The 23271-nt window shown below is 50.0% G+C and carries 17 protein-coding genes; 2 read left to right on the top strand and 15 right to left on the bottom strand.

The window, feature by feature from the left end; genetic code table 11:
• Nucleotides 1-107: 107 nt before the first annotated feature.
• The 9 genes from DX130_RS13675 to DX130_RS13715 form a co-directional block, all read right to left on the bottom strand.
• Nucleotides 108-986, bottom strand: coding sequence for a DUF72 domain-containing protein (locus DX130_RS13675; protein ID WP_116046302.1), 879 nt, complete (start codon nucleotides 984-986; stop codon nucleotides 108-110).
• 101 nt (nucleotides 987-1087) lie between these two features.
• Complete coding sequence (locus DX130_RS13680; protein ID WP_116046304.1) at nucleotides 1088-2845, bottom strand: sensor histidine kinase; 1758 nt, start codon at nucleotides 2843-2845, stop codon at nucleotides 1088-1090.
• A gap of 27 nt (nucleotides 2846-2872) precedes the next feature.
• Nucleotides 2873-4432 (bottom strand): response regulator, encoded by a 1560-nt coding sequence (locus tag DX130_RS13685; RefSeq protein ID WP_165861277.1) that lies wholly within the window; start codon nucleotides 4430-4432, stop codon nucleotides 2873-2875.
• 93 nt (nucleotides 4433-4525) lie between these two features.
• Complete coding sequence (locus DX130_RS13690; protein WP_116046307.1) at nucleotides 4526-6184, bottom strand: extracellular solute-binding protein; 1659 nt, start codon at nucleotides 6182-6184, stop codon at nucleotides 4526-4528.
• 81 nt (nucleotides 6185-6265) lie between these two features.
• Nucleotides 6266-7168 (bottom strand): carbohydrate ABC transporter permease, encoded by a 903-nt coding sequence (locus DX130_RS13695; protein ID WP_206098822.1) that lies wholly within the window; start codon nucleotides 7166-7168, stop codon nucleotides 6266-6268.
• Between the two features lie 37 nt (nucleotides 7169-7205).
• Nucleotides 7206-8090, bottom strand: coding sequence for an ABC transporter permease (locus DX130_RS13700; RefSeq protein ID WP_240644541.1), 885 nt, complete (start codon nucleotides 8088-8090; stop codon nucleotides 7206-7208).
• A 297-nt stretch (nucleotides 8091-8387) separates the two neighbouring features.
• Nucleotides 8388-9206, bottom strand: coding sequence for a carbohydrate ABC transporter permease (locus tag DX130_RS13705; RefSeq protein WP_116046312.1), 819 nt, complete (start codon nucleotides 9204-9206; stop codon nucleotides 8388-8390).
• Between the two features lie 17 nt (nucleotides 9207-9223).
• Nucleotides 9224-10108: a carbohydrate ABC transporter permease gene (locus DX130_RS13710; RefSeq protein WP_116046314.1), complete on the bottom strand. Its 885-nt coding sequence runs from the start codon at nucleotides 10106-10108 to the stop codon at nucleotides 9224-9226.
• Between the two features lie 107 nt (nucleotides 10109-10215).
• Entirely contained in the window at nucleotides 10216-11562 is a 1347-nt protein-coding gene (locus DX130_RS13715) for an extracellular solute-binding protein (protein ID WP_165861278.1), read from the bottom strand.
• A 259-nt stretch (nucleotides 11563-11821) separates the two neighbouring features.
• On the opposite strand from DX130_RS13715, the gene DX130_RS13720 reads away from it, so the two are divergent.
• Complete coding sequence (locus tag DX130_RS13720) at nucleotides 11822-13639, top strand: sensor histidine kinase (RefSeq protein WP_116046317.1); 1818 nt, start codon at nucleotides 11822-11824, stop codon at nucleotides 13637-13639.
• A complete protein-coding gene (locus DX130_RS13725; protein ID WP_116046319.1) occupies nucleotides 13629-15266 on the top strand; it encodes a helix-turn-helix domain-containing protein in 1638 nt (545 codons plus the stop codon). The genes DX130_RS13720 and DX130_RS13725 overlap by 11 nt, the downstream gene beginning before the upstream one ends.
• Nucleotides 15267-15325: 59 nt before the next feature.
• Here DX130_RS13725 and DX130_RS13730 read toward each other — a convergent pair whose 3' ends face one another.
• The 6 genes from DX130_RS13730 to DX130_RS13755 form a co-directional block, all read right to left on the bottom strand.
• Complete coding sequence (locus DX130_RS13730) at nucleotides 15326-17002, bottom strand: glycoside hydrolase family 5 protein (protein WP_338068642.1); 1677 nt, start codon at nucleotides 17000-17002, stop codon at nucleotides 15326-15328.
• 45 nt (nucleotides 17003-17047) lie between these two features.
• Complete coding sequence (locus tag DX130_RS13735; protein ID WP_116047178.1) at nucleotides 17048-17905, bottom strand: carbohydrate ABC transporter permease; 858 nt, start codon at nucleotides 17903-17905, stop codon at nucleotides 17048-17050.
• 47 nt (nucleotides 17906-17952) lie between these two features.
• Complete coding sequence (locus DX130_RS13740; protein WP_116046322.1) at nucleotides 17953-18834, bottom strand: carbohydrate ABC transporter permease; 882 nt, start codon at nucleotides 18832-18834, stop codon at nucleotides 17953-17955.
• A gap of 43 nt (nucleotides 18835-18877) precedes the next feature.
• Nucleotides 18878-20170: an ABC transporter substrate-binding protein gene (locus DX130_RS13745; RefSeq protein ID WP_116046323.1), complete on the bottom strand. Its 1293-nt coding sequence runs from the start codon at nucleotides 20168-20170 to the stop codon at nucleotides 18878-18880.
• 123 nt (nucleotides 20171-20293) lie between these two features.
• On the bottom strand, nucleotides 20294-21367 hold the full coding sequence (locus tag DX130_RS13750; RefSeq protein ID WP_116046325.1) for a response regulator transcription factor: 1074 nt from the start codon (nucleotides 21365-21367) through the stop codon (nucleotides 20294-20296).
• Entirely contained in the window at nucleotides 21360-23165 is a 1806-nt protein-coding gene (locus DX130_RS13755; RefSeq protein ID WP_116046326.1) for a sensor histidine kinase, read from the bottom strand. Before DX130_RS13755 ends, DX130_RS13750 begins: the two co-directional genes overlap by 8 nt.
• Nucleotides 23166-23271: the final 106 nt, after the last annotated feature.

Below are 23271 nucleotides of genomic sequence, written 5' to 3' on the forward strand. Positions count from 1 at the left end.
TACTGATTTCTATTTTGAGCCACATTAAAACCTCTGAAACTTCAAAGTGCTACTTCATCAAACCTCAGCTTCTTCAAATCTACTACTACGTTATAACAACTATTGCGTCAAAACAATTCCAACTGCTCCGGACCGGGCGGTGGAGAGTAAAAGGGCTCTCTGCCATCCGGTCTTGTTAGTCCCAGCATCGTCATCATCGTCTTGGCGTTGCCTGCGGCGTGACCGCCTGAGTTGTTGTTGAAGATGACCGCGATATCGCGACTTTGCTGAAGCAGGCTCTCCAGCTTCTCCCGCCATTCCGACAGCTCCGCGTCGGAATAATGATAGAGATATCGCACCTCACGCCAATTAGGACCGCCGCCATTGTTCCAGTTCGCCGCGTTGCGGCCATGGAAACGAACAATGGAGACCTCCCTGTCTGTCGCCTCCAGCACGGTCGGGATGCTGCCAATGCCCGCTTGGGGCTCGTCGCAAATGCTGTGTATCCAGCCTTCCTCCCGCATGAACTGAAGCGTCCGCTCCTTCATGCCCGCCTCGAACCAGCTCTGATGGCGAAATTCCAACGCACATGGAATGCCTTCCATCCTACGCTTCATCTCACGTAACAGCTTCACGTTAGCGCTAATGCAATCGAACCACGGCGGATATTGAAATAATGCTGCAGTCAGCCTTCCCGCCTCCATAGCCGGTTCCAGCATCCGGCGGAAAGCTTCAGCCATAGCGTCAGGATCGTCTCCCTTAGGCGCAGGGCCTCGCAGATGGCCTGTCATCCCCTGGTACGCCTTGACAACGAATCGAAGACTGTCTGGCGTTCCGTTCACCCAAGATTCGAACCGCTCCCGCGGCTGAATCGCGTAAAAGGTGCTGTCCACCTCTACTACCGGAAAGTGGCTTCCATATATATTCAGCTTCTCGCCCGGCTTCGTGCCCTCCGGATATAACGAGTCGTGATCTCCCCAGCCTGCAAGTCCAATTCCTATACTCATAGCTGCCTCCTACAATCACCGGTAAGCGGAGAATGCGGGCCATTCGGTCCTTCCTCCATGCCGTTGTCTTTCTTTCATCATGAAGGAAGGTCAGGCATATTTCAAGCGGTCTCGTCCTGTCTGCTCAGCGGTACGGATATGCGGACCGCCGTGCCGCCCCCGTAGACGCTTCCGATCGTGACGCCGTATTGCTCTCCGTAATGCAGCTTGATTCGATCATCTACATTGCGGATGCCATATCCGATTCGAGTATCGTCATTGGACCAAATGTGATCCACGGTCTCCGGCTTCATCCCGATTCCGTCATCCACAACCGCAAACACCAGCTCTCCATTATGTACGTGCGCGCATACCTTGATATAAATGCGAGGCTGGTACAGCGCATGCTCCAGCACATTTTCGATAAAGGGCTGCAGGATAAGCTTCACCGTCCGGTAACCATACACTTCGGCGCTTATATCGAACATGACGTCCAGACGACTGCCGTATTTGATTTGTTGTATGGCAATATAGGCTTGCGCCTGCTCGATCTCAAGCTGAGCCGGAATAATAAATTTGCCGTTATTCAGCGTCAATCGGTAGAACTTCGCAAGTCCCATTACCATCTGATCCAGCTTGCCGATCTCGCCAAGCTTGCCCAGCCTGCTAATGGAGGATAACGTATTATACAGAAAATGTGGATTGATTTGCGCCTGAAGCGCCTTCAGTTCCGCGCCTTTCTTCTCCATCTGTACCACATACACTTCTTTTATAAGTGTATTGATATAGCCGCCCATCTCGTTAAACGCTTCAGCGATATAATAAAACTCGTCATTGCCGCTGTACTGAATCCGTTTATTGAACCGCCCTTCCCGGAACGCATTAAGAGATTGAATGATCTTGGTGATGCGTACCGTCAAAAATTTCGATACGACCAAACTGCTCACCGCCAGCATAATAAAGCTGCCGATACAGATCAGAATCGTCATCATCTTCACTTTCCCGATCTGCTTCTCCAATTGAACATCGGGGACGAGGGCAACCATCGTCCAATCGATATCAGGGAGCTCCAAGCGAATGGACAGATTATCCTTCTCCCATTCCGGATTCCACTTCTGCAGCAGCGGATAATCCTGGCTGTTAGGCGCGGAAGCATAGATCACTTCATCCCACTCGTTGAGGACAAGCACAGCGCTATTTTCACCAAGCTTCTCGTAATGGACACCGCTGAGCAGCTGATTGATTTTGGTCACGACCCGCATAAAGCCGATCTGACCGCGCTTCTGGTAGTCATACAGGCGCCTCATTAAAGACAAGTTGCCTACGAGACGGTCCTCTTCTATTTGCTGCCAGTACTGAGAGCTGTCGATTTCTCCCGCATCCATGCTGGGCAGTGCCTTATACCAATACTTGTCCTCTATCCGATTTAGATGCAACAGCTCAAAGGTCTCCATCCGCTGCAGCGGATCAGCTCCCGGTGGATGCAGCGCATACATCTCCGGGAATTCCTTATTGCTGATATAGACTCGAAGAAGCGCCTGATGAGGCGTCAGATTAACTGCATTTTGCAGCTTGGGCTCTATCGACTTGATCGTCGTATTGTAAATAGCCCAGCCGTTATTTCTCAATCTCAAATCTTCCTGCAACGCGAAATCCCAATAGATTTGATCAGACGTCCGGCTAAGGAGCTGAAAACGGAAAAGTACATTCTCTTTTGTCTGCTGCAGTGTGCCCTCTATGGAGGAAGCGGCCTGCTCCCTAATCGACTTCACCGATGTCGTATAAGCGTAATACCCGATAATCATGACCGGAATCAATGCCATCATTAAGTAGGAGACCATTAGCTTGTATCCGAACGGCAAGTTTGGCTTCTTCTTCAAGGCATATGCCTCCTAATCACATAGATGCTAGAGATGCTTCCGGTATTCGCCAGGCGTCATGCCGGTATAATCCTTGAACTGCTTGCCGAAGTGGGCGAGCGTGCCGGAGCCAACCCGATCGGCTACTTCATACACCTTTTTGCCCGTATCGGCCAGCAGCCGTTTCGCCAGTTCCATTCGCTTGCGCATCAAGTAATCGCTGAACAGCTCGCCCGTCTCCTCCTTGAAGAGATGGCCCAAGTAATTTGGGGAAAACGAAAAAGCCTGCGCAACCTCCTTAAGCGAGATACTCTCTCCCAGCCGTTGATCGATATAGTTCTGGATTTGTCCGATCAGCTTGACGTTTTTCCGCTGTCTCTTATTATGGAGCTGCTCAGACAGCTCAAATATTTTCCGCCTCAGCCAGGAATGGATATCGTCGATGGTCTCGAATTCGAACAGTTTATCCAGCGCAAATCCGTTTTGTCCGGTTATTGAAAACAAGCTTTCATTCAAGCTATTCAAATAGCCGTCTAATCGACTGATGACAAAAAAGGAATAATTGCGCACCGCCGACGGGTTTTTAATATTTTTGACCTGCTGGAACAAGTCCTCCATACAATCGACGATACGCACTAGCTCGTATTGCGTCATTGCCGCAAACAAGGCATCTACGGTCGTCTCAATATTTAATACGCTCTCCCGCGCTTCTTCTTTAGTCGTCGAGTAAGCTATGATTTTCCCTTTGCCCTGGAACATCTTCATGGAGAGTGCTTTGGTCGCTTCTTCATATGACAGATGAAGCCGCTCAAGCTCCTCTACCGCTTGTCCCAATCCAATCGTCAAGGTTGCATTATGGCTAGCAGACAGCTCTTCCATCATCCTCTCCAACATCGCCGTATCATGCGACTCTTCCATCACAACTGCAAGCCGTCGCGAGGATTGGCGACAGTACATCTCCAGTCCATTCCTGGAACATAGTGAAGTAAGGGCTACCAGAAGTTCCGCCTGAGCGGCTTCCGAATGCTGACTCTCTGTACGCCAATCCTTTTCTTCAATCTCGATAATGGCTGCCCTCAAACTGCCGACCTGTACACCCAAGCGGAACTGCGCCATGAGCTCAATGACAGCATCTCGGTCCGGCGTACCTTCCAGGCATCGCTCCAGTAGTTCGTTTTTTAAATACACCATGGATTGCTGGATGGAGTGCTCGCGCTGCTGCTGCCGATTTTCTCCGTCCAGCGTTGAACGGACCGATTGCAGCGCACCTAATAGCTCGTCATCGTTAATGGGCTTGAGAACATAGCCGCTGGCCTTCATAGACAATGCTTGTTTGGCATATTGAAAATCCTCATAACCGCTGATGAACAATATTTTCAGATTAGGATGAAGGCGCTGGGCTTTACTCGCCAGCTCCAGACCCGACATAATCGGCATCCGAATATCGGAGACAAGCACGTCGACCTCGTTCTCTTCCAAATATTGAAGTGCCGAGAAGCCGTCAGGACAAGCTGCTTTTACTTCCATATGCAGCTCCTTCCAGGGTACAAGCCTTTGAATGCCGGTCAGCTCCAATTCCTCGTCATCTACTAGTACGACTCTGTACATGTTCTCCTCCCGCCTTTCGGACATCATGGAACGCAAAAGCCCAAGAAGAGGATATACGTCGCCGTATATCCTCTTGCTATGGGCTAATCCTGCTTATTTGCCGCTCATCTTCGCAAGATTCTCTTGCCATACTTTCGTTCTGAAGTCGAGCACCTTGTCGTAGCCAAGGCCATTCGTGTCCTTCTTCGCAGCCTCAATGAAGTTCAGCACTTCGCTATCACTCTTCGCGAACAGCATCTTGCCGAAATATTCTTTTGCAAGATCATTCACTTGTTGAAGAATGATGCCTTCATCCGTATCCGGAGCTGGATCGATGTTGTTGAATTGAGTATTGTTATGCGACGTCTTCCAAGCTACATTGAGCTGGGCGACAGCACCCCAATTACGCTGCTCTTCAGGCAGATTGGCTTCGATCTTGGACTTCGTCGTATCGACATACGTTGCATTGCCTGCCCATACGTAAGCTTCCAGCTTATCCTTGTCCTTCTCTTCTTGCGGTGTAGAGAACCACTTGTCATTCGGGATTGGCGCGCCTTCTCCGTCCACTTCATCCCAATAAGAGCCTGGAGGGCCGAAGAACATAATGCGCTGTCCTTCCTCTCCCGTCAGCCAGTCCAGATAAGCAAAGATAGCTTCCGGATTTGCTGCGTTTGTTGTAATGACGTTTACGTTCCAACCGAGTGCGTTATATCCGTTTGGATATACTTTGTTTTTGTCCACGCCTGGCTTGATAAGCGGCCATATAAATTCATAGGCTGCTGTAGGATCTGTACTTCTTAAAGCGTTATGGCCTTCGCGACCCAAGTTCGTTGCATTGCCGCCGACAAATACGGCTACTCTGCCCGTCGCCAGCTTTTCTTTGACCTGATCTTCTTTCTGTGTAAGAGCATCTTGCGTGATCAATCCTTCACGGAACAGCTGACTTGCGTATGTCATCGTTTCTTTGTAGGCGTCGTTATCATAAATCGTAACGAGTTTATCGCCTTGTGTAAAGGCTTTCATATAACTGAATTGGCTTGGGTGGTCATTCGCGAAACCTGCGAACATAACCTCAACGCCCTGACCTTCGCGGCCGACTTCCAGAGGAATGACCTCCGGATGCGTTTCTTGTACTTTTTTCAGATAGGCATGCAAGTCGTCGAACGTCTCCAGCTTAGGTCTACCAAGCTCATCATAAATTTTCTTATTGACGAACCAGCCGTCATTGCCTGTCGGTGCTGCTGTATACCAGTTCGGGAATTGATAGATTTTGCCGTCAGGCGAGCGCAGCATATTCAGCGTCTCTTCCCCGGCCCATTTCTTCAAGTTCGGATATTTATCAATAAAATCGTCAAGCGGTACGAGCGCGCCTGCCTGACGAAGACGTTCCACATCAGGGCCGCGATCCATCATCATTGCATCTGGCAGCTCTTTGGAAGCAATCATCGTACTCAGCTTCTGGGCAGCAGCGCCGCCGGATTGAATCGGTTCAACTGAGACATGCAGGTTTTCCTGCACCCACTTGCTATTCGGACTCGCGCCCCATGGCTCTGTTGTCCACCAGTCATAATTGACATAGTACGTAAAGGTAAATGGCGTTTCTCCGAAATGGAATCCATCCGGCTTTTGATCCGTTTGCTCACCCTTATTCGTTCCTGTGTTCGTCCCGCCTGTCTTCACCGGCTCGCTTTTCCCTGCGCAGCCGCTAAGAGCCAGTGCTCCAGCCAACGCAAGTGTGAACACGCCGGAGAGCAGTTTCTTTGACCTCTTCATTCAGATGAACCTCCCCTAATGATAAATATTCAATCTATATTCATCTCCACCGAACGGCAAAGTCGAATAACGCATACACGCTTACTCTTTCAATGAACCCACTAGCACGCCTTTGACGAAGAAGCGCTGCACAAACGGATACACAAGGATGATCGGCAGCGTTGCTACCATCATCGTCGCCATCGTGAGCGACTTGGTGGTTACACTCTGCATGCGACTCATCGCATCGGCCGCTGCGGCGTTGCCTTTGGTCGCCATGGACAGCTGTTCTGTCATAATGTTGGAGTTCAATATTTGCTGAAGCATCGTCTGGATCGGGAACATCTCCGACTTATTGATGAATATCGTTGCTGTAAACCAATCGTTCCAGTGATACACCGCTGTGAACAGTGACAACGTTGCAATAACGGGCCCAGAAAGTGGTAGCACAATTCGGAAGTAAACACCGAACGTACTGCAGCCGTCTATTCGAGCCGACTCCTCCAGTCCATTGGGCAAGCCCATAAAGAAGGTCCGGAAAATAATCATGTTGTAGACGCTGATAACTGTCGGGATCACCATAACCCAGAAGGTGTTCATAAGACCAAGCTCGCGATTGACGAGATAGAAGGGAATGAGTCCCCCGCTGAAATACATGGTAATAATAGCGAACACCATATAAAACTTTTTGAATAACACGCCTTTGACTGACATGCCGTAAGCGAATACTGACGTGAACAAAATGGATAGGAACGTGCCTGCCAAAGTTCGGAGAACCGAAACGTAGAAGGCCTGTACGATTCGTGTATCCTGAAAGACAATAGCGTAATTGTCGAACGTGAATTGTCTCGGCCAGAACGTAATGCCGCCCTTCGCCGTATCAAGCCCCAAATTAAAGGAGATGACCGCTGAGTTCCAGAATGGGTACAGCGTCAGGAAACCCAATATGACGAGAAAAATGTAGATGACGACATGCAGCGTCTTATCGCCTGTACTCAGCTTCATGATGCCTCACCGCTTTTCCGAATAATCCGTTCGTGTCCTACCATAAGCTTGTGCCCGCCCTTCTGGCTAAGAAATTGGCCAGTGTCAGAAGTCCCACGCTAATCACTGCCTTGAATAATCCGACTGCTGCCGCATAAGAGAAGCGGTTATTGATAATGCCTACCCGGTAGGCGTAAGTATCGATGACATCCGCCACATCTCTGAGCATGGCGCTGTTGCCAAGCAGAAGCAGATCGTCGAACCCGGCATTAAGCAAGCTGCCAATATTTAGAATCAGGAAGATAATGATAACCGGCATAATAGATGGCAGCGTAATGAGAAAGATTTGTTTCAGCTTGCTCGCGCCGTCGATGGAGGCTGCTTCGTACATACTCTGATCAACGCCGGCAATGGCTGCCAGGTAGACGATTGTCGCAAAGCCTACTTCCTTCCATACATTTGTCGTCACGATAATCGTCCAGAAGTATTCGGGCAGAGAAAGGAAATTGACAGGCTTGTCTATCAATCCCAGCTTGTCGAGCAAGATGTTCAAGCTCCCGTTGTCTACTGACAGTAAAGAAATGACGAAGCCCGATACAATGACCCATGACAAGAAATGCGGCAGATAACTGATCGTCTGAATAACTCGCTTGAACACCATATTCCTGACTTCATTCAGCATTAGGGCAAGCAGAATCGGAGCAGGGAATCCGATGAACAGCTTCAGCAAGCTGATGACGATCGTATTGCGCATGACACGGAAGAAGTCCGGTGAGTTGAAAAAGGCTTCAAAATGCTTCATACCCGCCCAGTCACTACCGAAAAAACCTTTGAACAAGCTATAATCCTGAAAAGCCATAAATACACCATACATCGGAAAATAATTGAATATTAAAATGAAAATCAATGCCGGGAAAATCATAACCTGTACTTGCCACTGCATAATGAAGCGCTTCCATAAGGGCTTCTCCTTGTGGGAGACGGCAGCGCCCGTCGCCGCCGAAGTAATCGTTTCTCTTTGCATCCTGCACTTCCTCCCGCCACCACTAATTTAACTTCATTATAAGAGGACGAAAAGGGCGAAACTACTCCCGGTTTCAACGAAAAGTATCGTATATCAACGCTGACGCATATTTTTTCAATAGAATGAAAAAATGGCATTAAATTGTTGGATAACAATTTAATGCCATTCAGTACCTCAATCCATATAGAACGTATTATTTCACTACCAGAGCAGTTACTACCCCTTCACTGCACCTGCTGTAATGCCGCGCGACATCTGCTCTGTGAACATCAGATAGATAATGACAGTTGGCAAAGCAATCATCGTCATAACGGCGAACTGCGCGCCGTAGTTGGATGAATATTGCCCGGCAAACTTCATGATGGAGAATGGAAGCGTCTTGAACTTCTCCGAGGTCAGGAACGTATTGGCCATGATGAATTCATTCCACCAGCTGATAAAATTCATAATGCAAGCTGTCGCCAAGGCAGGCTTGGTCATCGGTAAAATAATGCGGAAGATCACCCCATAGACGGAGCAACCGTCCATAACAGCCGATTCTTCGATACTCTTCGGTATCGTCACCAGGAAGCCTGAAATAATGAGCATGCTGATGGGAAGAGAAAACGCGATATACGGCAAAATCAGCGACAATGGATTGTCCAGAAGATCGAGCCAATTAAACAAAATGAAGTTCGGCAGCAGCGTCGCATGGATCGGAACGATCATGCCTAGCATGATGAATGCCATCGTCACTCCCCGAAGTCTCCACTCCATCCTAGTAAACGCATAACTAAGCATAAGAGACAAGACGGCTGCCACCAAGATGGCTGCGGTCGTAATAAATGCGCTGTTCCATAGAAACTTCGGCACGCTGCCGTAAGTGAATGCATTGATATAGTTGGACCATTCCAGCTTCTCCGGCCACTTCAGAATGCTGCTGCCGAAGAAGTCTCCGCTCTTCAGAAACGAATAGTTGATCAGCCAGATAAGCGGAAAAAGCTGAAGCAAGGCGACAATCCATAGCAACGTGTGCAATGTTATTTTTCTCACCATGGTTACGGTCTCCTCTCTTAAAATTCGCCTACGTCTTTTTTGAATGCACGGTTCATGATGACAGTAATAATGAGACAGACGATGACGAATATAACCGAGATCGCATTGCCGTAGCCGTACAGAGATGACGTGAATGCCGTCTTGTAGAGATAGTTGCCGATGAATTGCGTCGTATTAATGGGTCCTCCGTTCGTCATGAGGAAGATCGTCTCCATCTGCTTCAGACAGGCCGTTACCGCAATGACGACAGCTACACGCACCATAGGCGTCAGCAGCGGAATAACCACTTTCGTATAGAGCTTGACTCGGCCCGCGCCGTCCAGCTCAGCCGCCTCATAGAGATCCTTCGGAATGCCTTGAAGTCCAGCATAATAGAGCAAGAGCGCATAGCCGAAGCCCTGCCACATAATAACGAAGATGACACACCAGATTGCAATGCTAGGATCGCCAAGCCAATCTTGTTTCCAGCTCTCCAGCCCGACAGCGGTCAGAAATTTGTTCAGCACCCCATAGTTGGGATGGAATACGCTGACCCACATCTTGGACGTGACGACAATGGAAATGACGGCCGGTATAAAGAAGATCGTGCGAAACAGCTTCTCGAATCTGCCTGCGTTCGTCACTAGAATCGAGAACAGCAAGGCAATAGGATGCTGGAGCAGCAAGGTCGCCGCCAATAGCAGCAGAGCGTTCATAAGCGACCGCCAGAATACAGGGTCGTTGAACAAAATCTTCATATAATTATCAAGGCCTACGAACTGGTAAGAGCCAATCCCCCGCCAATCCGTCATGCCGTAATAGGCGCTCATCATAATTGGAAAACATACCATGAACAAAAACAGGAATAGTCCCGGCGCGACCAGCGCGAAGATTGTTCTTCGGTTACTTAGCAGCTTATGCATCGTTCTCTCCGCCTCCCGGCTTTGCTTTTCTTTGCTTGTGCCTTGATGTTTTTGAAAAACGGGAGCAGCGAAAGGATTTTCACTGCTCCCGGTTGCTTCACTTTACGTTATGGCAGTAGTGCAACCGCTGCATCAAGCTCTTTCAAGAAGTCTTCAGGAGAAATCGACTTGCCGAACAGCTTTTGGTGCGCATCCATCACTTTTGTTTTGTACTCATCCGTACCCAGATCGTGGAAAGGGGTATTGGATGCAGAAGTCGTGGAACCAAATACGTCTACCAATCCTTTTTGCAGAGCAGACTCTTCGCCAGTCAGGAACTCATCGAACTTCTGTGCAGGCGTGCCGGAGCCAGTCTGCCACAGCTGCTTCGCCCAGTTCTCAGGCTTGAAGAAGTATTGCATGAATTTAACCGCTTCTTCCGGATGCTTCGTGCTCTTCGAGATGGAGTAGCCGCCGCCGAACCATGCCGCCAGGTCGCTTGCTTTGCCTTTGTCGGATGTCGGGTAGGAGATTGCGCCTACATTGTCGCGGAATTCAGCTGGGAAGTTCTCGTCAGTCGCAAGCCCTGCTTCCCAGTTGCCCATGATATACATAGCCGCTTGTCCTTGACCGAACAGGTTGCGGGAAGTGCCGTAGTCTGCTGTCAGGAAGCCGTCTGCGAAAGCTTTGACATCCGCCAGATCAAGAATCGATTGCGCAGCAGCCAGGAAGTCCGCATCGCCGGAGAACGTGCCTTCGCCGTTCAGAACCGCGTCTACTTTATTGAAGTCGCCGCTAGTACGCTGTTGTGCATATTCGAACCAGATCGGAAGGGACCAGCCTTCCATCGCATTGGTCGTAATCGGGTTAATGCCCTTAGCACGGAATTGCTTGGATACTTCAACGAGATCGGATACAGTAGTCGGTACGGAAATGCCATTGTCGTCGAACATTTTTTTGTTATAGTAAAGCACCAGGAAGTCAGTATTGCGCGGCAGGCCATACAGCTTGCCATCTTGCGAGAAGCCGTCTGTCGATCCGGCGATGAAACCGCTGGATTCGAAATCAGCCGAGTTCAGCTCAAGCAGAAGTCCGCTGTCGATAAGCGGCTTAATGAAGGAAGGCTGGCCCCATGACTGCATGATATCAGGCAGTGATTCCGTCGAGGCATATACTTTCGCCTTTGCTTTGTAAGGCTCATCTTGCAGTGCTTCTACTTCAATCTTGACATTCGGATTTTCTTGCATATAGGAGTCGATAATGGCTTGCTCGATCTTGCCCATGCCGTTGGAACGGTCAGCAAGCGCCGAGAAGAACTTCAGCGTGATCTGTTCTAGAGTCTCATTATTTTCGGACGGTGTTGATTCAGGTGCTTTTGTAGCCCCTTCCGTCCCATTGTTTGTAGTTTTGTTGCCGCATGCCGCCATTGTAAAAACAAGAATAATAGCTGCACAGATCGTAAGCCATTTTTTCATGGATACCCCACCTTTTCTAATGTTGAACAAGTCGCTGTCCTGTTCTGCCCTCATTATAGCTCGAAAGAATTCGACAAAAATATGCTTCATATTTTAGAAGAAGTGCTTCATTTTTTTGATCATAAGAGAAAATATGCCCCTGGTCATCCAATTCTTGCTATACTGATTGTACGAAATGTCCAATAGCTGGCGTCTGCCATACAAGGCCGCTGCCTAAGAAATTCGTTCTTCTTATTATGATGACAGCAGGTGATCCGGCATGAGCAAGTTCGCTCCTTTCTTTCGCAATATGCCCCTGCAGCGGAAGCTGCTGGCACTCGTCGTTCCGCTGTTAATCGTAACGGTCGGCATAACGGGGCTATATTCCTATTCCATCGCATCCCGTGAAGTCGTAGACAAAATTCGCCAAGCTCAGCTGAACATGGCTGTGAAGACCAAAGACCAACTCGACCACTTTGCCCAAAATTCCGTCAGCTTCACGAACTATCTCTTCCTGAACGCATCCGTTCAGGAGATGGTATTAAACGGAGACTCGCCCTACCGGCGTGATCTGGTGTTCAAAAGCTTGCTGCCGCTCATGGTAACGGGTGAGACGATTCAGTCGCTCATTCTGTATGCAGTGAAAAACGAAAGCTCGGCAAGCAACCCCTTCGTCATTACACAGACCGGAATTGCAAGCGCTATCAGTTATGATCGTTTCAAGGAAACACCCTATTACGAGAGGGTTCGTTCCTCACCTGGCAACCAGCTCTGGGATATGCTTCGCCCCGAGGATAATGTGCTTCCGGGCGATTATCACCATAAGCTCGTATTTATCAAACAGTACAAAAACTACCGCTATCAGCCAAGCGGGCTTCTGGTCGTCGGTATGGACGCCGACAAGCTCAGCCGCAACCTGTTCCACGAAGCCAAGGACGCGACCCAATTCATCATGAACGATGAAGGCACGGTACTCGCCGCCACCAATGTAGCGTGGATCGGCTTATCTGTCAACGAGCTGCCCATTTATCCGCTTGAGGGAGCGACGGAATCGGCCACGCCTGCGGAGACACTGGATAAGCTAAAGCAGCGAGAGGACTTAATCGTCTCGGATGCTGTCTCCACTATTACAGGTTGGCATTCCGTCGTCATACAGGATCGCAGCAAGCTGGTCGCCGAGCTGAAGAACATCGGCTCCGCCACCATTTCCATCACGATTGCCGTCTGCTTCATTGCCATTTTCTTGTCCTGGATCATCGCTAACATTATTACGAATCCCATGAAAAAGCTGATGCATTCCATGAAAGCATTGCAGATCGGCGACTTCTCGCAACGGGTTGATATTGAGGGCAACGACGAATTCGGACGACTGGGCTATCTGTACAATTCCATGGTCGGGCGGATCAAAGCGTTGATTGATGACGTCTATGCATCCAGCTTAAAGCAGCGGGAAGCCGAGCTTAAGGCGCTGCAATCCCAGATTAACCCGCATTTCTTGTACAACACATTGAATATGATTAATTGGAGCGCCTTGCAGAAGGGCGATAAGGAAATATCCGAGATGGTCGTCTCGCTCTCCCAGGTGTTCCGTCTCAGCTTGAACAGCGGCAACGAATTTGTCGAGCTGGAGCAGGAGGTAGAGTTGGTGCGACACTACTTGTTCCTACAGAAAAAACGTTATCCTGCTCGATTATATTTTGAAATTGAGATGGAGCCGTCGCTGAAGCACTTCCGCATGCCGAAGCTATTGCTCCAGCCGCTGGTAGAAAATGCGATCATCTATTCCATTGAGCAGGCGGAGGGCACAGGCAATATCTTTATCCGGGCAAGCCGTGAAGAGGGATGGATCGTGCTTGAGGTCACCGACAACGGTCCCGGCATGCCCAACGAGTTGGTTCAACGCCTGAACGCCTCTGGCGCTCCGTTATCCGCCAAGCTGCAAAGCGATGGATCAAAATCCGGGATGGCGATCGCCAATATTCGGGAGAGGCTGGCCCTGTTCTATAAGGAAGCCGTCTTCGAGATTGAGAGCAGGGAAGGCATTGGCACCCGCATTCAAGTACGAATCAAAGAGGGGGATTCAGGTCATGACGCTTAAAATGATCGTTGCCGAGGACGAGCAATTTTTCCGCGAGGGCATTGTCGGCTCTATCGATTGGAAATTATACGATATTGAGATAGTCGGTGAAGCTGAGAACGGGCGCCAGGCACTCGACTTGATGCACGAAGCTGGCGCCGACCTGCTTCTGACCGATATTCGGATGCCCTTTATGAACGGGCTTGACCTCATAAGAGCCGCCCAAGATGCAGGCATGTCCTTCCACTCCATATTGCTGACCGGCTATAATGAATTCGACTACGCGAAGGAAGCGATCTCCCTTGGTGTATCCGACTATTTGCTAAAGCCATGCATGCCGCATGATATCCTGCGCGTCGTGCTGGATGTGAAGAAGAAGATTGAGACAGCCGAGCACAAAGGCCGTATGCTCTCTGAGCTGAGCCGTACTTGGAATCGCAGCATCCAGCTGCTGAAGAACGGGATATTGTCCCAATGGATTCAACAGCCGCTTATGCCGCTGGAGGAACGAACCGTCTCCATGCGCGAGCTCAACCTGTCGCTTCAGCCTGAGCCTATCATCGTCGGCCGAATTGAGATAGACGCCGGAGAGAAAGGCACCGGCATTCGAAGCAACCGGGATTTGGAGCTAATGCGCTATGCTATTCTCAACATTACGGACGAGACGCTTCATCCCCAGTTCGGCGGAAAGCTTGAAGTATTCCGGCACGGCGACGAATTGCTCTGGATGGCGAATGGATCAAGCAATCATTCGGACGCCTTCTATCTGGAGGGATTGCGGCTGCTGAAGCAAAATCTGGAGAGTTATCTCAATCTGACAGTCAGCATATCACTCAGTTCCGTCCAGCCGTCCGTCAACGATGCCAAAGCAGCCTACGAGGAAGCCAGCAAGGCGATGGAGGCTCGCTTCTATCAAGGAAAGGGCGGCATCTTTCTCTTCACCGATCTGAAGAGCGAACGTACGGGAGAGCTGTCCATTATGGAGGACCCCTTCCTCGAGCGAATCGAGAAGGAGCTGCTTTCTCATTTGCAGGTAAGCCAGTACGGCGGAGCCGTGGATGCGATTGACGCGGGCATCGCCTATCTGAAGGAAAGAACTACTTATTCTCGCCCCGAAATTATATGGCGTGTAAGCGGTATTGTCATGGAGTTGCAGCGCATTGTGAAGGAGCGCCTCGCCGGGACGATTGAATGGCATAACCATCCCATCAACTGGATCGAAAGTGTGCCCAATATGGAAACGCTGGACGACTGCTCCGTTATTTTGCAGAAGATCGTGCAGAACATCGCGCAGACCTCCTCCAATCAAAAACAACTGCATCGCACCGTACAGGCTACGCTGGAGCTGATTAAAACCAAGTATGATACCAATTTGACGCTGGAGCTTGCGGCCAAAGAAACCTTCGTCAGTAACTCCTACCTAAGCTCCTTGTTCAAGCAAGAGCTTGGCGTCAACTTCCTCGATTACTTGCATCAGTATCGGGTTGAACGCGCCAAGGAGCTGCTGCGGCAGCATTACAAAATCTATGCGGTCGCCAAGCTCGTCGGCTACGGAGAAGAGCGGCATTTCAGCTCCACCTTCAAGAAGTGGACCGGGATGACGCCAAGCCAATACCAGAAAGGAAACGCACAAGAGGGCAGCCCATAGGCTGCCCTCTTGTGCGGCAATGATGTTGCCGTCGTATTGGATAACAACTGCTTATTCGTTCACTTCTTCTCCAATAGAAGCCACTTCGCTCTAATTGAACCGCCGGAGCAGTGAAGCGAGAGGTGATGATCGCCAGGCTTAACATTGCCCAGTTCAATCTTGTCCGTGGTATACCACTTCTCGTCCGTCATCACTAGATGGCCTGCTAGCTCTCCGTCCAGTGTCAACCTCAATTCTCCGCTCCCGCCCGCTGCCTGCAGCTTCAACTGCAGGGTCAGCTCAGCGTCAGAATCGTGATCATCACCGATAAAATCATAGCTGAGCCAATCACCATCCGCCATTTCAACGCACAGCCATTGATCCTGCTCCCATTCCTCGCCGCCTCCATGCGCGAAGGTAGCAGCCGGAAGCTCGCTATCGACAAACCGAATATTCGTGCGATCCCCGATGCGGAAGCCTGTAGAGGATGTATCATCCAGCGCCCTGCCCGAATCGGAACCGAATCCGTAGCTGGCTCCCTCGCCCTTGTAGCCGTAGAAGATAGCCGGAATACGTACCGGAGCTCGACGCAACAGCGCTCTGACGACTTCCGGGAAGTAATCGCAATGAGCAAGTCTCATATGATTCAAATAATCCCATAGGATCCGCTCTGCCGTGACCGAATCCGGCTTTTCGCCGCCCTGTAAGTAGTCGATCAGCAGCTCCCATCCTTCCGGTCTTGGAATCGAGCAAGGCGAATTGGTCGTATCCAGCTTCTTCCACGTCCAGAAGTTCCAAGATATGCGATGATCCTCGAATAGCTGGAACGCGCCTGTATACCAATCCTTATTGTTCTCGCCGCCCTCGCCCATAAAGATCGGCACATTCCACTTGTCGCGAAGCTCCAGATACTGTACGATGCTCTCCGTATCGGGATTGTTCCAATATTTGTGGAATTGCAGCAATACATTGCCGTCGATAGGGTTATCCCCGAACGCTTCTTCGAAGATCGACCAATCTGTCGACCAATGCACCCCTTCCAAAATAATCATATGGCGCTGGTCCACTTCGCGAATCGCTTGCACGATTTCCCGGTAGAGCGGCATCACTTTGTCGTTATGAGAAGAGAACCATTCCGGAAGCGGCTCATTAAGCAGATCGTAGCCTGCGATTATCCAGTCGTCCCTATACCGGGTCGCCAGCATGCGCCATATATCGACGGTTTGACGCCAATGGATCTCATCCGTAAACAAATCCGGTCGGTCAAATTCAGAATCGTCAATGTTGGTTCCCGTCTGTCCGCCGGGTGCGCCATGCAGATCCAGAATGACATACAGGCCATACATTCTGCACCAGTCGATCACTCGATCCAGCAGGACCAGCCGATCCTCTCGATAAGAGGTCAAGCTATTCGTTGCCTGTCCGGAATCCGAAGACATCAGAAACCTGCTATTGATAGGCAAGCGTACGGAATTAAAGCCTTCGTCTGCAATTCTTGCAATGTCTTCTTCCGCAATGTAGCGATAATAATAAGAGGACCAGAACTGCTCTGCTTTTTCCGGGCCAACCAAATTCTCAATCATGCCTTCGATCCGGCGAGGACGATCCCCTTCATTCGGAAATCTCCACATATATCCCTCCGGCAGCAGCCAGCTGCCGAAGCCAACACCACGAAGAATGAACGCCTCTCCTGCTCCGTTGCGAAGCACCTTTCCATCGGCTCTAACAAATCCCGTCACTTCCCGTTTTTTGTCCACTGTCAAAATCGATTTCCCTCCTGTCATTATGAGTTCTGCGTCAAGCTAAGCTTTGATCGCCCCTTCGGCGATTCCGTGCAAAATATACTTTTGAAGCGCCAGATACAAGATAATGACCGGAAGCATGGCCAGCACAAGCGATGCCAATATCGCGGACCAGTCATTGTTGTACTCTCCAAACAACATATTGGTAGAGAGCAGCAGCGTGTAACTTTTGTAATTTGTCAGCATCAAAAGAGGAAGCAAAAAGTCATTCCACATCCACAACGTATTCAAGATTGCAATCGTCGCTGTAATCGGCATCAGCAACGGCAGGATAATCGTAAAAAATAATCGAAATTCCCCGCAGCCGTCCATAACTGCCGCTTCGTCCAGTTCCCTCGGAATGGACTTGACGAATCCGTGGTACAAAAAAATCGCAACCGCAACGCCAAGACCGATATACAACAAGCCAAGCCCTACCGTCGAGCCTTGGAGGCGAAGCTCCTTGCTTATCGTAACGAGCGTAATCATGATCGAATGAAACGGAATTAAAGTTGACATGACGAACAAGCCGAACAATATGGCGCTAAGCTTGCCAGGTGTCCGAGACAGCTTATAGCCTGCCATCGAAGAAAATAAAATAATGCCTGTGAGCCCTACCGCAACGACGATGATCGTGTTGCCCAGACTGCGCAAATATCGGGTTTTCTGAAAGGCATCCACATAGTTGCCAAACTCCGGCATGGATGGCCACGCCAATATATTCGTCAACATCTCTCCCTGCGTTTTCACGGAGTTCAGCAGCGCCATATAAATAGGAAACAGCGTCACGATAGCGGCGATTAGCAGGAACAACAATACGGCTCCTGATCCAATGCGTCTGCCGAGGCGCGGACTGCCTGCTCTGCCGCTGGAATTCATTTTCGGTTTGTTGTCTTTCTGATCGGCCCTGCTAGCTCTATATGTGTTCATGCCCTCACCTCCCGGCGCTTCATCACGGCAAGCTGAATGATAGTGATGATAAGGACAATGCCGAACAAAATCATAGCCTTGGCACTGGCATAGCCGTAACGATTGCTGAAGCTGAAGGCTTCTTCATAGATATTGATGGCAATCACTTGTGTAGACCGCCCCGGTCCTCCGCCAGTCAAGGCATAGACGGAATCGAATACTTTGAAGGAGCTGTTCAGCGTTAGAAATACGCCGATGGTCAGCGCCGGGTAGATCATGGGCAGCGTCACATGGCGGAAGATATGGAACGCATGGGCTCCATCAATCGCTGCCGCTTCCTTTAATTGCTTGGGAACGCCTTGAATAGCCGCGATATAGATGATCATCAAGTAACCGACACCCCCCCATAAGGATAGAGCCAGTATGGCAAAAAAGGAGTAGTTCGGATCGCCAATCCAAGACTGATCAAAGAGCATCCAACCCGTTTTGTCCGCCAAATACGGAAACACTCTGGTGAAGATAAACATCCACATGAATCCGCCAATGATCAGACTAAGCATGTTCGGCATAAAAAATATGGTTCGGAACCACACCTTGCTTCTCCCCAGTGATTCCACCAGCACCGCCAGCAAGATCGCCAGAACGTTCTGAAGCACCAGCATATACAGTACGAATTTCACGGTAAACCATAACGATTTCAAAAAATAACGATCCCCGATTGCCTCCACGTAGTTAGACAAGCCTATTGCCTTATAGGAGGGACCCAGGCCATTCCAATCGGTGAAGCTGTACCACATGCCCCCGAAAGCGGGGGCAAGGGTAAACGCAGCGTAGAAGACAAGCGCCGGCAGCACGAATACAAGCAGTATGGCGTTTCGCTTCCATGTTCTTGATGTCATAAGGCTCACTCCAATCTGGCCGGTTGGCTTAGCATTTGGCTCGTCACTTGCTCTTCACGGCCGTCCGCCACACTTTATCGAGCGCAGCTATGACATCATCCTGTGTAGCATCTTTTACAAAGTAGCTTTGAAGCTGCTTCGCCGTCTCGTCCGTCACACCATTAGGCAGCTTCAGATCGAGATAAGCTTTTCCTTTGGAGACGTATTCGCTGGCTTCATTCACCCATGGGAATACTTCGTACGTATGCACCGTAGAGATTGGATTGAACTTCAGCTCTTCGAATAAGGCTGAGGAATCCTGATCGTCCAGCATGTAATTGAGAAGATCCTGCGCCACCTCTTTGTTTGCACTCTTCGGAGAAAGGGCAAGGGAGGTCGAAGTCGCCAGGTTAATCATCGTATCAGCGGCATTGTTGCTGACTGGCAGAGGAGCGACCCCAAATTCCATGTTCGGATTCACCTTCAGAATCGTCTCCGCATTCCACGGACCTTGTACCCACATCGCCGCTTTACCGTTAGCAAAATCAGCAGAACCCGCTTCATTGCCCGTCTCAAAAGGCTTGTCAGAACCGTTCGCCATAATGAGGTCGATGATGTCAAATACGGATCGCACATCGGCATACGACGCTTCGCCAGCATTCATCTTCTCAATCCAGTCGGGATGCGACGACGAGACAGTGCCCCCAAGAGAGAGCGCCATCATCAGCTGTGGAATCCACGATTCCTGGAACGCCAGCAAAAATGGTTTTACGCCTGCCGCCTGCAGCTTCTCAGCCACATTCTTCATCTCATCCAGCGTCTGAGGAGGCGTCAAACCGTTCTCCTTGAAGATCGTCTTATTGTACAAATACCCCCAAGATAAGCTTTCCATCGGAAGCGCAGCAACCTTGCCATCGTATTTCACCGTCTCGGCAACAGCTTCATACAACTTGCTGACGAACGGCTGTCCCGTCAAATCTGCGATATAGCCAGCTTCATAATACGTAGGGATATCATTGGCATGCAGGGTGAATAGATCCGGCGAGTCACCAGAGGATAACCTCGATTGCAAAATTTGTTTCGCCTGGTCCGCATTCGGCATCTCCAATTGGATCGTAACATCGATGTTTTTCTCCGCGAGCTGTTTCTCCTTGAACCGGGCAAAGTATTGCTCGAATTGATCCTTGAACCGCGGGAAGGTCATAAATACTTTTAGCTCCACCTTTTTGGGAGCCGTCGTGACCGAACCGCCCGTCGGCGTCAACCCTTCTCCGTTTCCTTTATTCCCCGAGCCGCATGCGGATACAAGTGCGACCATCATCGTTAACACAAGCAGTAATTGAAGCGCTCTCTTCATTGTTCATTCCCCCTATGAGTAAGTTGCAGCTTCAGTATACCGAAGGAATAAAGCGCTTTCTTTCTACAATGTTAACCTTTGCTTTTGTACGATATTGATTCGTCACCAGGGAGATCCATGGGCTTAGTCGCTCCGAATCTGTCCAGGCGTCATGCCGTAATGCTTCTTGAATACGCGGTAGAAGTACGCAATATCCTCATACCCCGCAAGTTGTGCAGCATGCTTGATCGACATGCCTTCATCCACGATTAGTCCCCTTGCCTTCTCCATCCGCCTACGTACAATATATTCCGTAAGATTCTCCCCAATAGATGTCTTGAACATGCGGCTAAGATGCTCCTTGCTGACAAGAAACTGTCCCGCAACGGATTCAAGCGATATCGCCTCTTGATAGTGAGCGTCCACGTAATGTTTGACATCGGTCATATCCAGACGATTCCGTGAATGTCTGAACGCAAGCAGCGAATCTATCACCTTCGCGTATAGGACACCAACTTCCCGAATTGCATCTCCTGAACCGAAGTCATGGCCGATGTGCGGTACTGCTTCTGACAGAAGTGCGGCAAGCGACAGCTCCTGCTCTGACAGAAATTGCTCCAGCATAAGCAACAGATCATTGGCGATCCGCAGCATGCTGCCTGCCTCCAAGCCAGCTTCTTCTATGCTAAACTCCTTCATCAGTCTTTCAAATGACGAGGCAACAGCGTCCCTGTTCAGATCCATGAGATAGGTGTACATACGCTCGCGCAGCTCCCCGTACCGCTGCATATCGGCAACGCTTGAGAATATTGGAGCAAGCTCCACCCACGGGGTCGATTGGCTCTGCTCCAACTCGGATTTGCTCTGTGCAAGAGCGGCATCCAGCTCATCCGGCTTGATCGGCTTTAGCAAATATTCTACCGCTTTGGATCGGATCGCCTGCTTCAAATAGACAAAATCGTCATAACCGCTCATTACAATAATTTTCAGCTTCGGATATCGCTCATGCATCGCTTGCAGCAGCTCAACCCCATCCGTTCCCGGCATGCGCATATCCGTAATGACGATATCGGGGCGAAGCTCATCGATTTTACGCAGCCCCTCGTTGCCGTCTTCTGCCTCCCCGACGATGAGAAGCTCCAGGCGGGACCAATGGCCAAGCGCTTTCACAACTTCTCTGGACCACGGTTCGTCATCGATAATGAGAACCTTATACATGGTGCTCCCCCCTTTCTGCTGCTTGTTCCATATCGGGCTTGCTTCTTGTGACGGGCATCGTCAAAATCACCATCGTTCCAATTCCGCTTCTGCTGAACATCCGTACGCCATACTGCTTTCCAAAGCGAAGCTGCAGGCGGGCATGAACGTTTTGCAGACCGATTCCTTTTCTCTCTGTCCGATCTCCCCTTGACGGATAAGACTCCCGTTCTCCTCCATACAATTCCGCTCGCAGCTCTGCCAGCTTGGAGACACTCATCCCGAGTCCCTCATCCTTGACCATCAAAACCAGACGCTGGCCAATGATACGAATTCGCACATCCAGACGCCACTTGCCCTCTTTTCTCTGTAAGCCATGCTCAAATGCGTTTTCAACAATCGGCTGCAGCGTGAACTTCGGAATACGAACGTCTCCGGCAGCTTCATGTGCGACCATCTCGACTGTGCAGCGGCCAATAAACCTTTGCTCTTGGATGAACAAATAGTTCGCAGTATGGGCAAGCTCCTCGCTTAAGTTCACCGTCTGGTCATCATCGGAACGGATCGAGTAGCGAAGCAGATCGCCGATGACATGCGTAATGCGGTAAATCTCCGGCGCCCCTTTGGTTAAGGCCATTCCGCCGATCATATGAAGCGTGTTGTTCAGAAAATGCGGGTTGATCTGAGCTTGCAGAGCAATCAATTGCGCATTTTTCACTTCGATTTGCTGCTGGTATTCATTTTCGATCAGGGCTTTGATCCGCCCCATCATGAAGTTATAGCCTGCCTCTAGCAACCCGATCTCGTCCCTGCTCTGCACGGATTTCATCTCAAAGTCGTGAATATGCGACTTGCGCATCGTCTTAGCCAGGCTGACAATCGGCCGGCTGATTCGAAGGGACACAATAATAGAAAGCAGAATGGATACCGCCGTAAATACGGCCCCTGTCCATAGCCCTGCCGTCATCGTTTTTTGGGCGCTTTGGTTCACAGTCGCCACCGGAATGGCTTTGACCACATCTAGCTGTCCGCTGCCCACACGCTTTGCGAACAAATAATAATTTTCCGTTCTGGAGAAAGAGACCGAAGCCGGCTCTATATCCAGCGCCGACAGACTATCCTTCACTTCGTCCGAAAGGACAGTCAAGGAGGAGCCTGGCAGCAGCTCGCCCTCGTCATTAACGAGAAAAATAACACTTTCAGGTTCAGATTGGAGGATGGTGGACGCTTGCTCCCATACCTTGTCATTAATGCGTACGGAAATGCCCCCGATGAGCGCCTGACCCATAAATTCATTCATGGAGTGGTAAGCGCTGAGCGTATCGCCTGAAGATTTGAAATAAATACCGGCCGGTTCCGCAAGCATGCTGCTCCATGGCCCTTGTCTAATATCAAGCGAATGCAAAATGCCGCTGCTGGCGTAATGGACGGAGTAGGCTCGCTCCGTCGCATGAATGTACAGCGTCAACTGATCGATTTTACGAGAAAACGAATAAAACGCCGTATTCAACGTACCGAACAACTGATTCTGCAATTGAATCCTCTCTCCCGCACCCAACTCATCGACGGCAGACAATCTCTCTATCAGATCCGTATGGATATGAAGCGAATAGAACAACGTATCCATCTGCTGGATGAGCTCGGTTAAATATTGACTGGCCCACATCATACGGGATTCATTGGCGTCTTTCATCTCTTTCTCTACGGAATCCCTCGTATTGTTGGTCGCCTGCCATGTAATCGTAATGACAGGCAGCGTCGTCAAGCAAATCATAAGCAGCATGAGACGGAAGCGAATGCTGATTCCTTTGAACGGCATAATCTCCTCCTGCTCCCAGTTTACGGGTATAATCGGATGCCTCTTTCTTCGACTAAAAGAAAGCGTTTTCCTGCTGATGATTGAGATAATATACACGATGAATGCA

Origin of the sequence: Paenibacillus paeoniae (genome assembly GCF_003388735.1) — a bacterium.
GTDB classification, from domain to species: Bacteria; Bacillota; Bacilli; order Paenibacillales; family Paenibacillaceae; genus Pristimantibacillus; species Pristimantibacillus paeoniae.

Bases quoted from the DNA above. Each gene is read 5' to 3' on its own strand.
- DX130_RS13675 (WP_116046302.1), bottom strand. From the start codon at position 986: ATGAGTATAGGAATTGGACTTGCAGGCTGGGGAGATCACGACTCGTTA.
- DX130_RS13685 (WP_165861277.1), bottom strand. From the start codon at position 4,432: ATGTACAGAGTCGTACTAGTAGATGACGAGGAATTGGAGCTGACCGGC.
- DX130_RS13690 (WP_116046307.1), bottom strand. From the start codon at position 6,184: ATGAAGAGGTCAAAGAAACTGCTCTCCGGCGTGTTCACACTTGCGTTG.
- DX130_RS13695 (WP_206098822.1), bottom strand. From the start codon at position 7,168: ATGAAGCTGAGTACAGGCGATAAGACGCTGCATGTCGTCATCTACATT.
- DX130_RS13700 (WP_240644541.1), bottom strand. From the start codon at position 8,090: ATGCAGTGGCAAGTACAGGTTATGATTTTCCCGGCATTGATTTTCATT.
- DX130_RS13705 (WP_116046312.1), bottom strand. From the start codon at position 9,206: ATGGTGAGAAAAATAACATTGCACACGTTGCTATGGATTGTCGCCTTG.
- DX130_RS13710 (WP_116046314.1), bottom strand. From the start codon at position 10,108: ATGCATAAGCTGCTAAGTAACCGAAGAACAATCTTCGCGCTGGTCGCG.
- DX130_RS13715 (WP_165861278.1), bottom strand. From the start codon at position 11,562: ATGAAAAAATGGCTTACGATCTGTGCAGCTATTATTCTTGTTTTTACA.
- DX130_RS13720 (WP_116046317.1), top strand. From the start codon at position 11,822: ATGAGCAAGTTCGCTCCTTTCTTTCGCAATATGCCCCTGCAGCGGAAG.
- DX130_RS13725 (WP_116046319.1), top strand. From the start codon at position 13,629: ATGACGCTTAAAATGATCGTTGCCGAGGACGAGCAATTTTTCCGCGAG.
- DX130_RS13735 (WP_116047178.1), bottom strand. From the start codon at position 17,905: ATGAATTCCAGCGGCAGAGCAGGCAGTCCGCGCCTCGGCAGACGCATT.
- DX130_RS13740 (WP_116046322.1), bottom strand. From the start codon at position 18,834: ATGACATCAAGAACATGGAAGCGAAACGCCATACTGCTTGTATTCGTG.
- DX130_RS13745 (WP_116046323.1), bottom strand. From the start codon at position 20,170: ATGAAGAGAGCGCTTCAATTACTGCTTGTGTTAACGATGATGGTCGCA.
- DX130_RS13750 (WP_116046325.1), bottom strand. From the start codon at position 21,367: ATGTATAAGGTTCTCATTATCGATGACGAACCGTGGTCCAGAGAAGTT.
- DX130_RS13755 (WP_116046326.1), bottom strand. From the start codon at position 23,165: ATGCCGTTCAAAGGAATCAGCATTCGCTTCCGTCTCATGCTGCTTATG.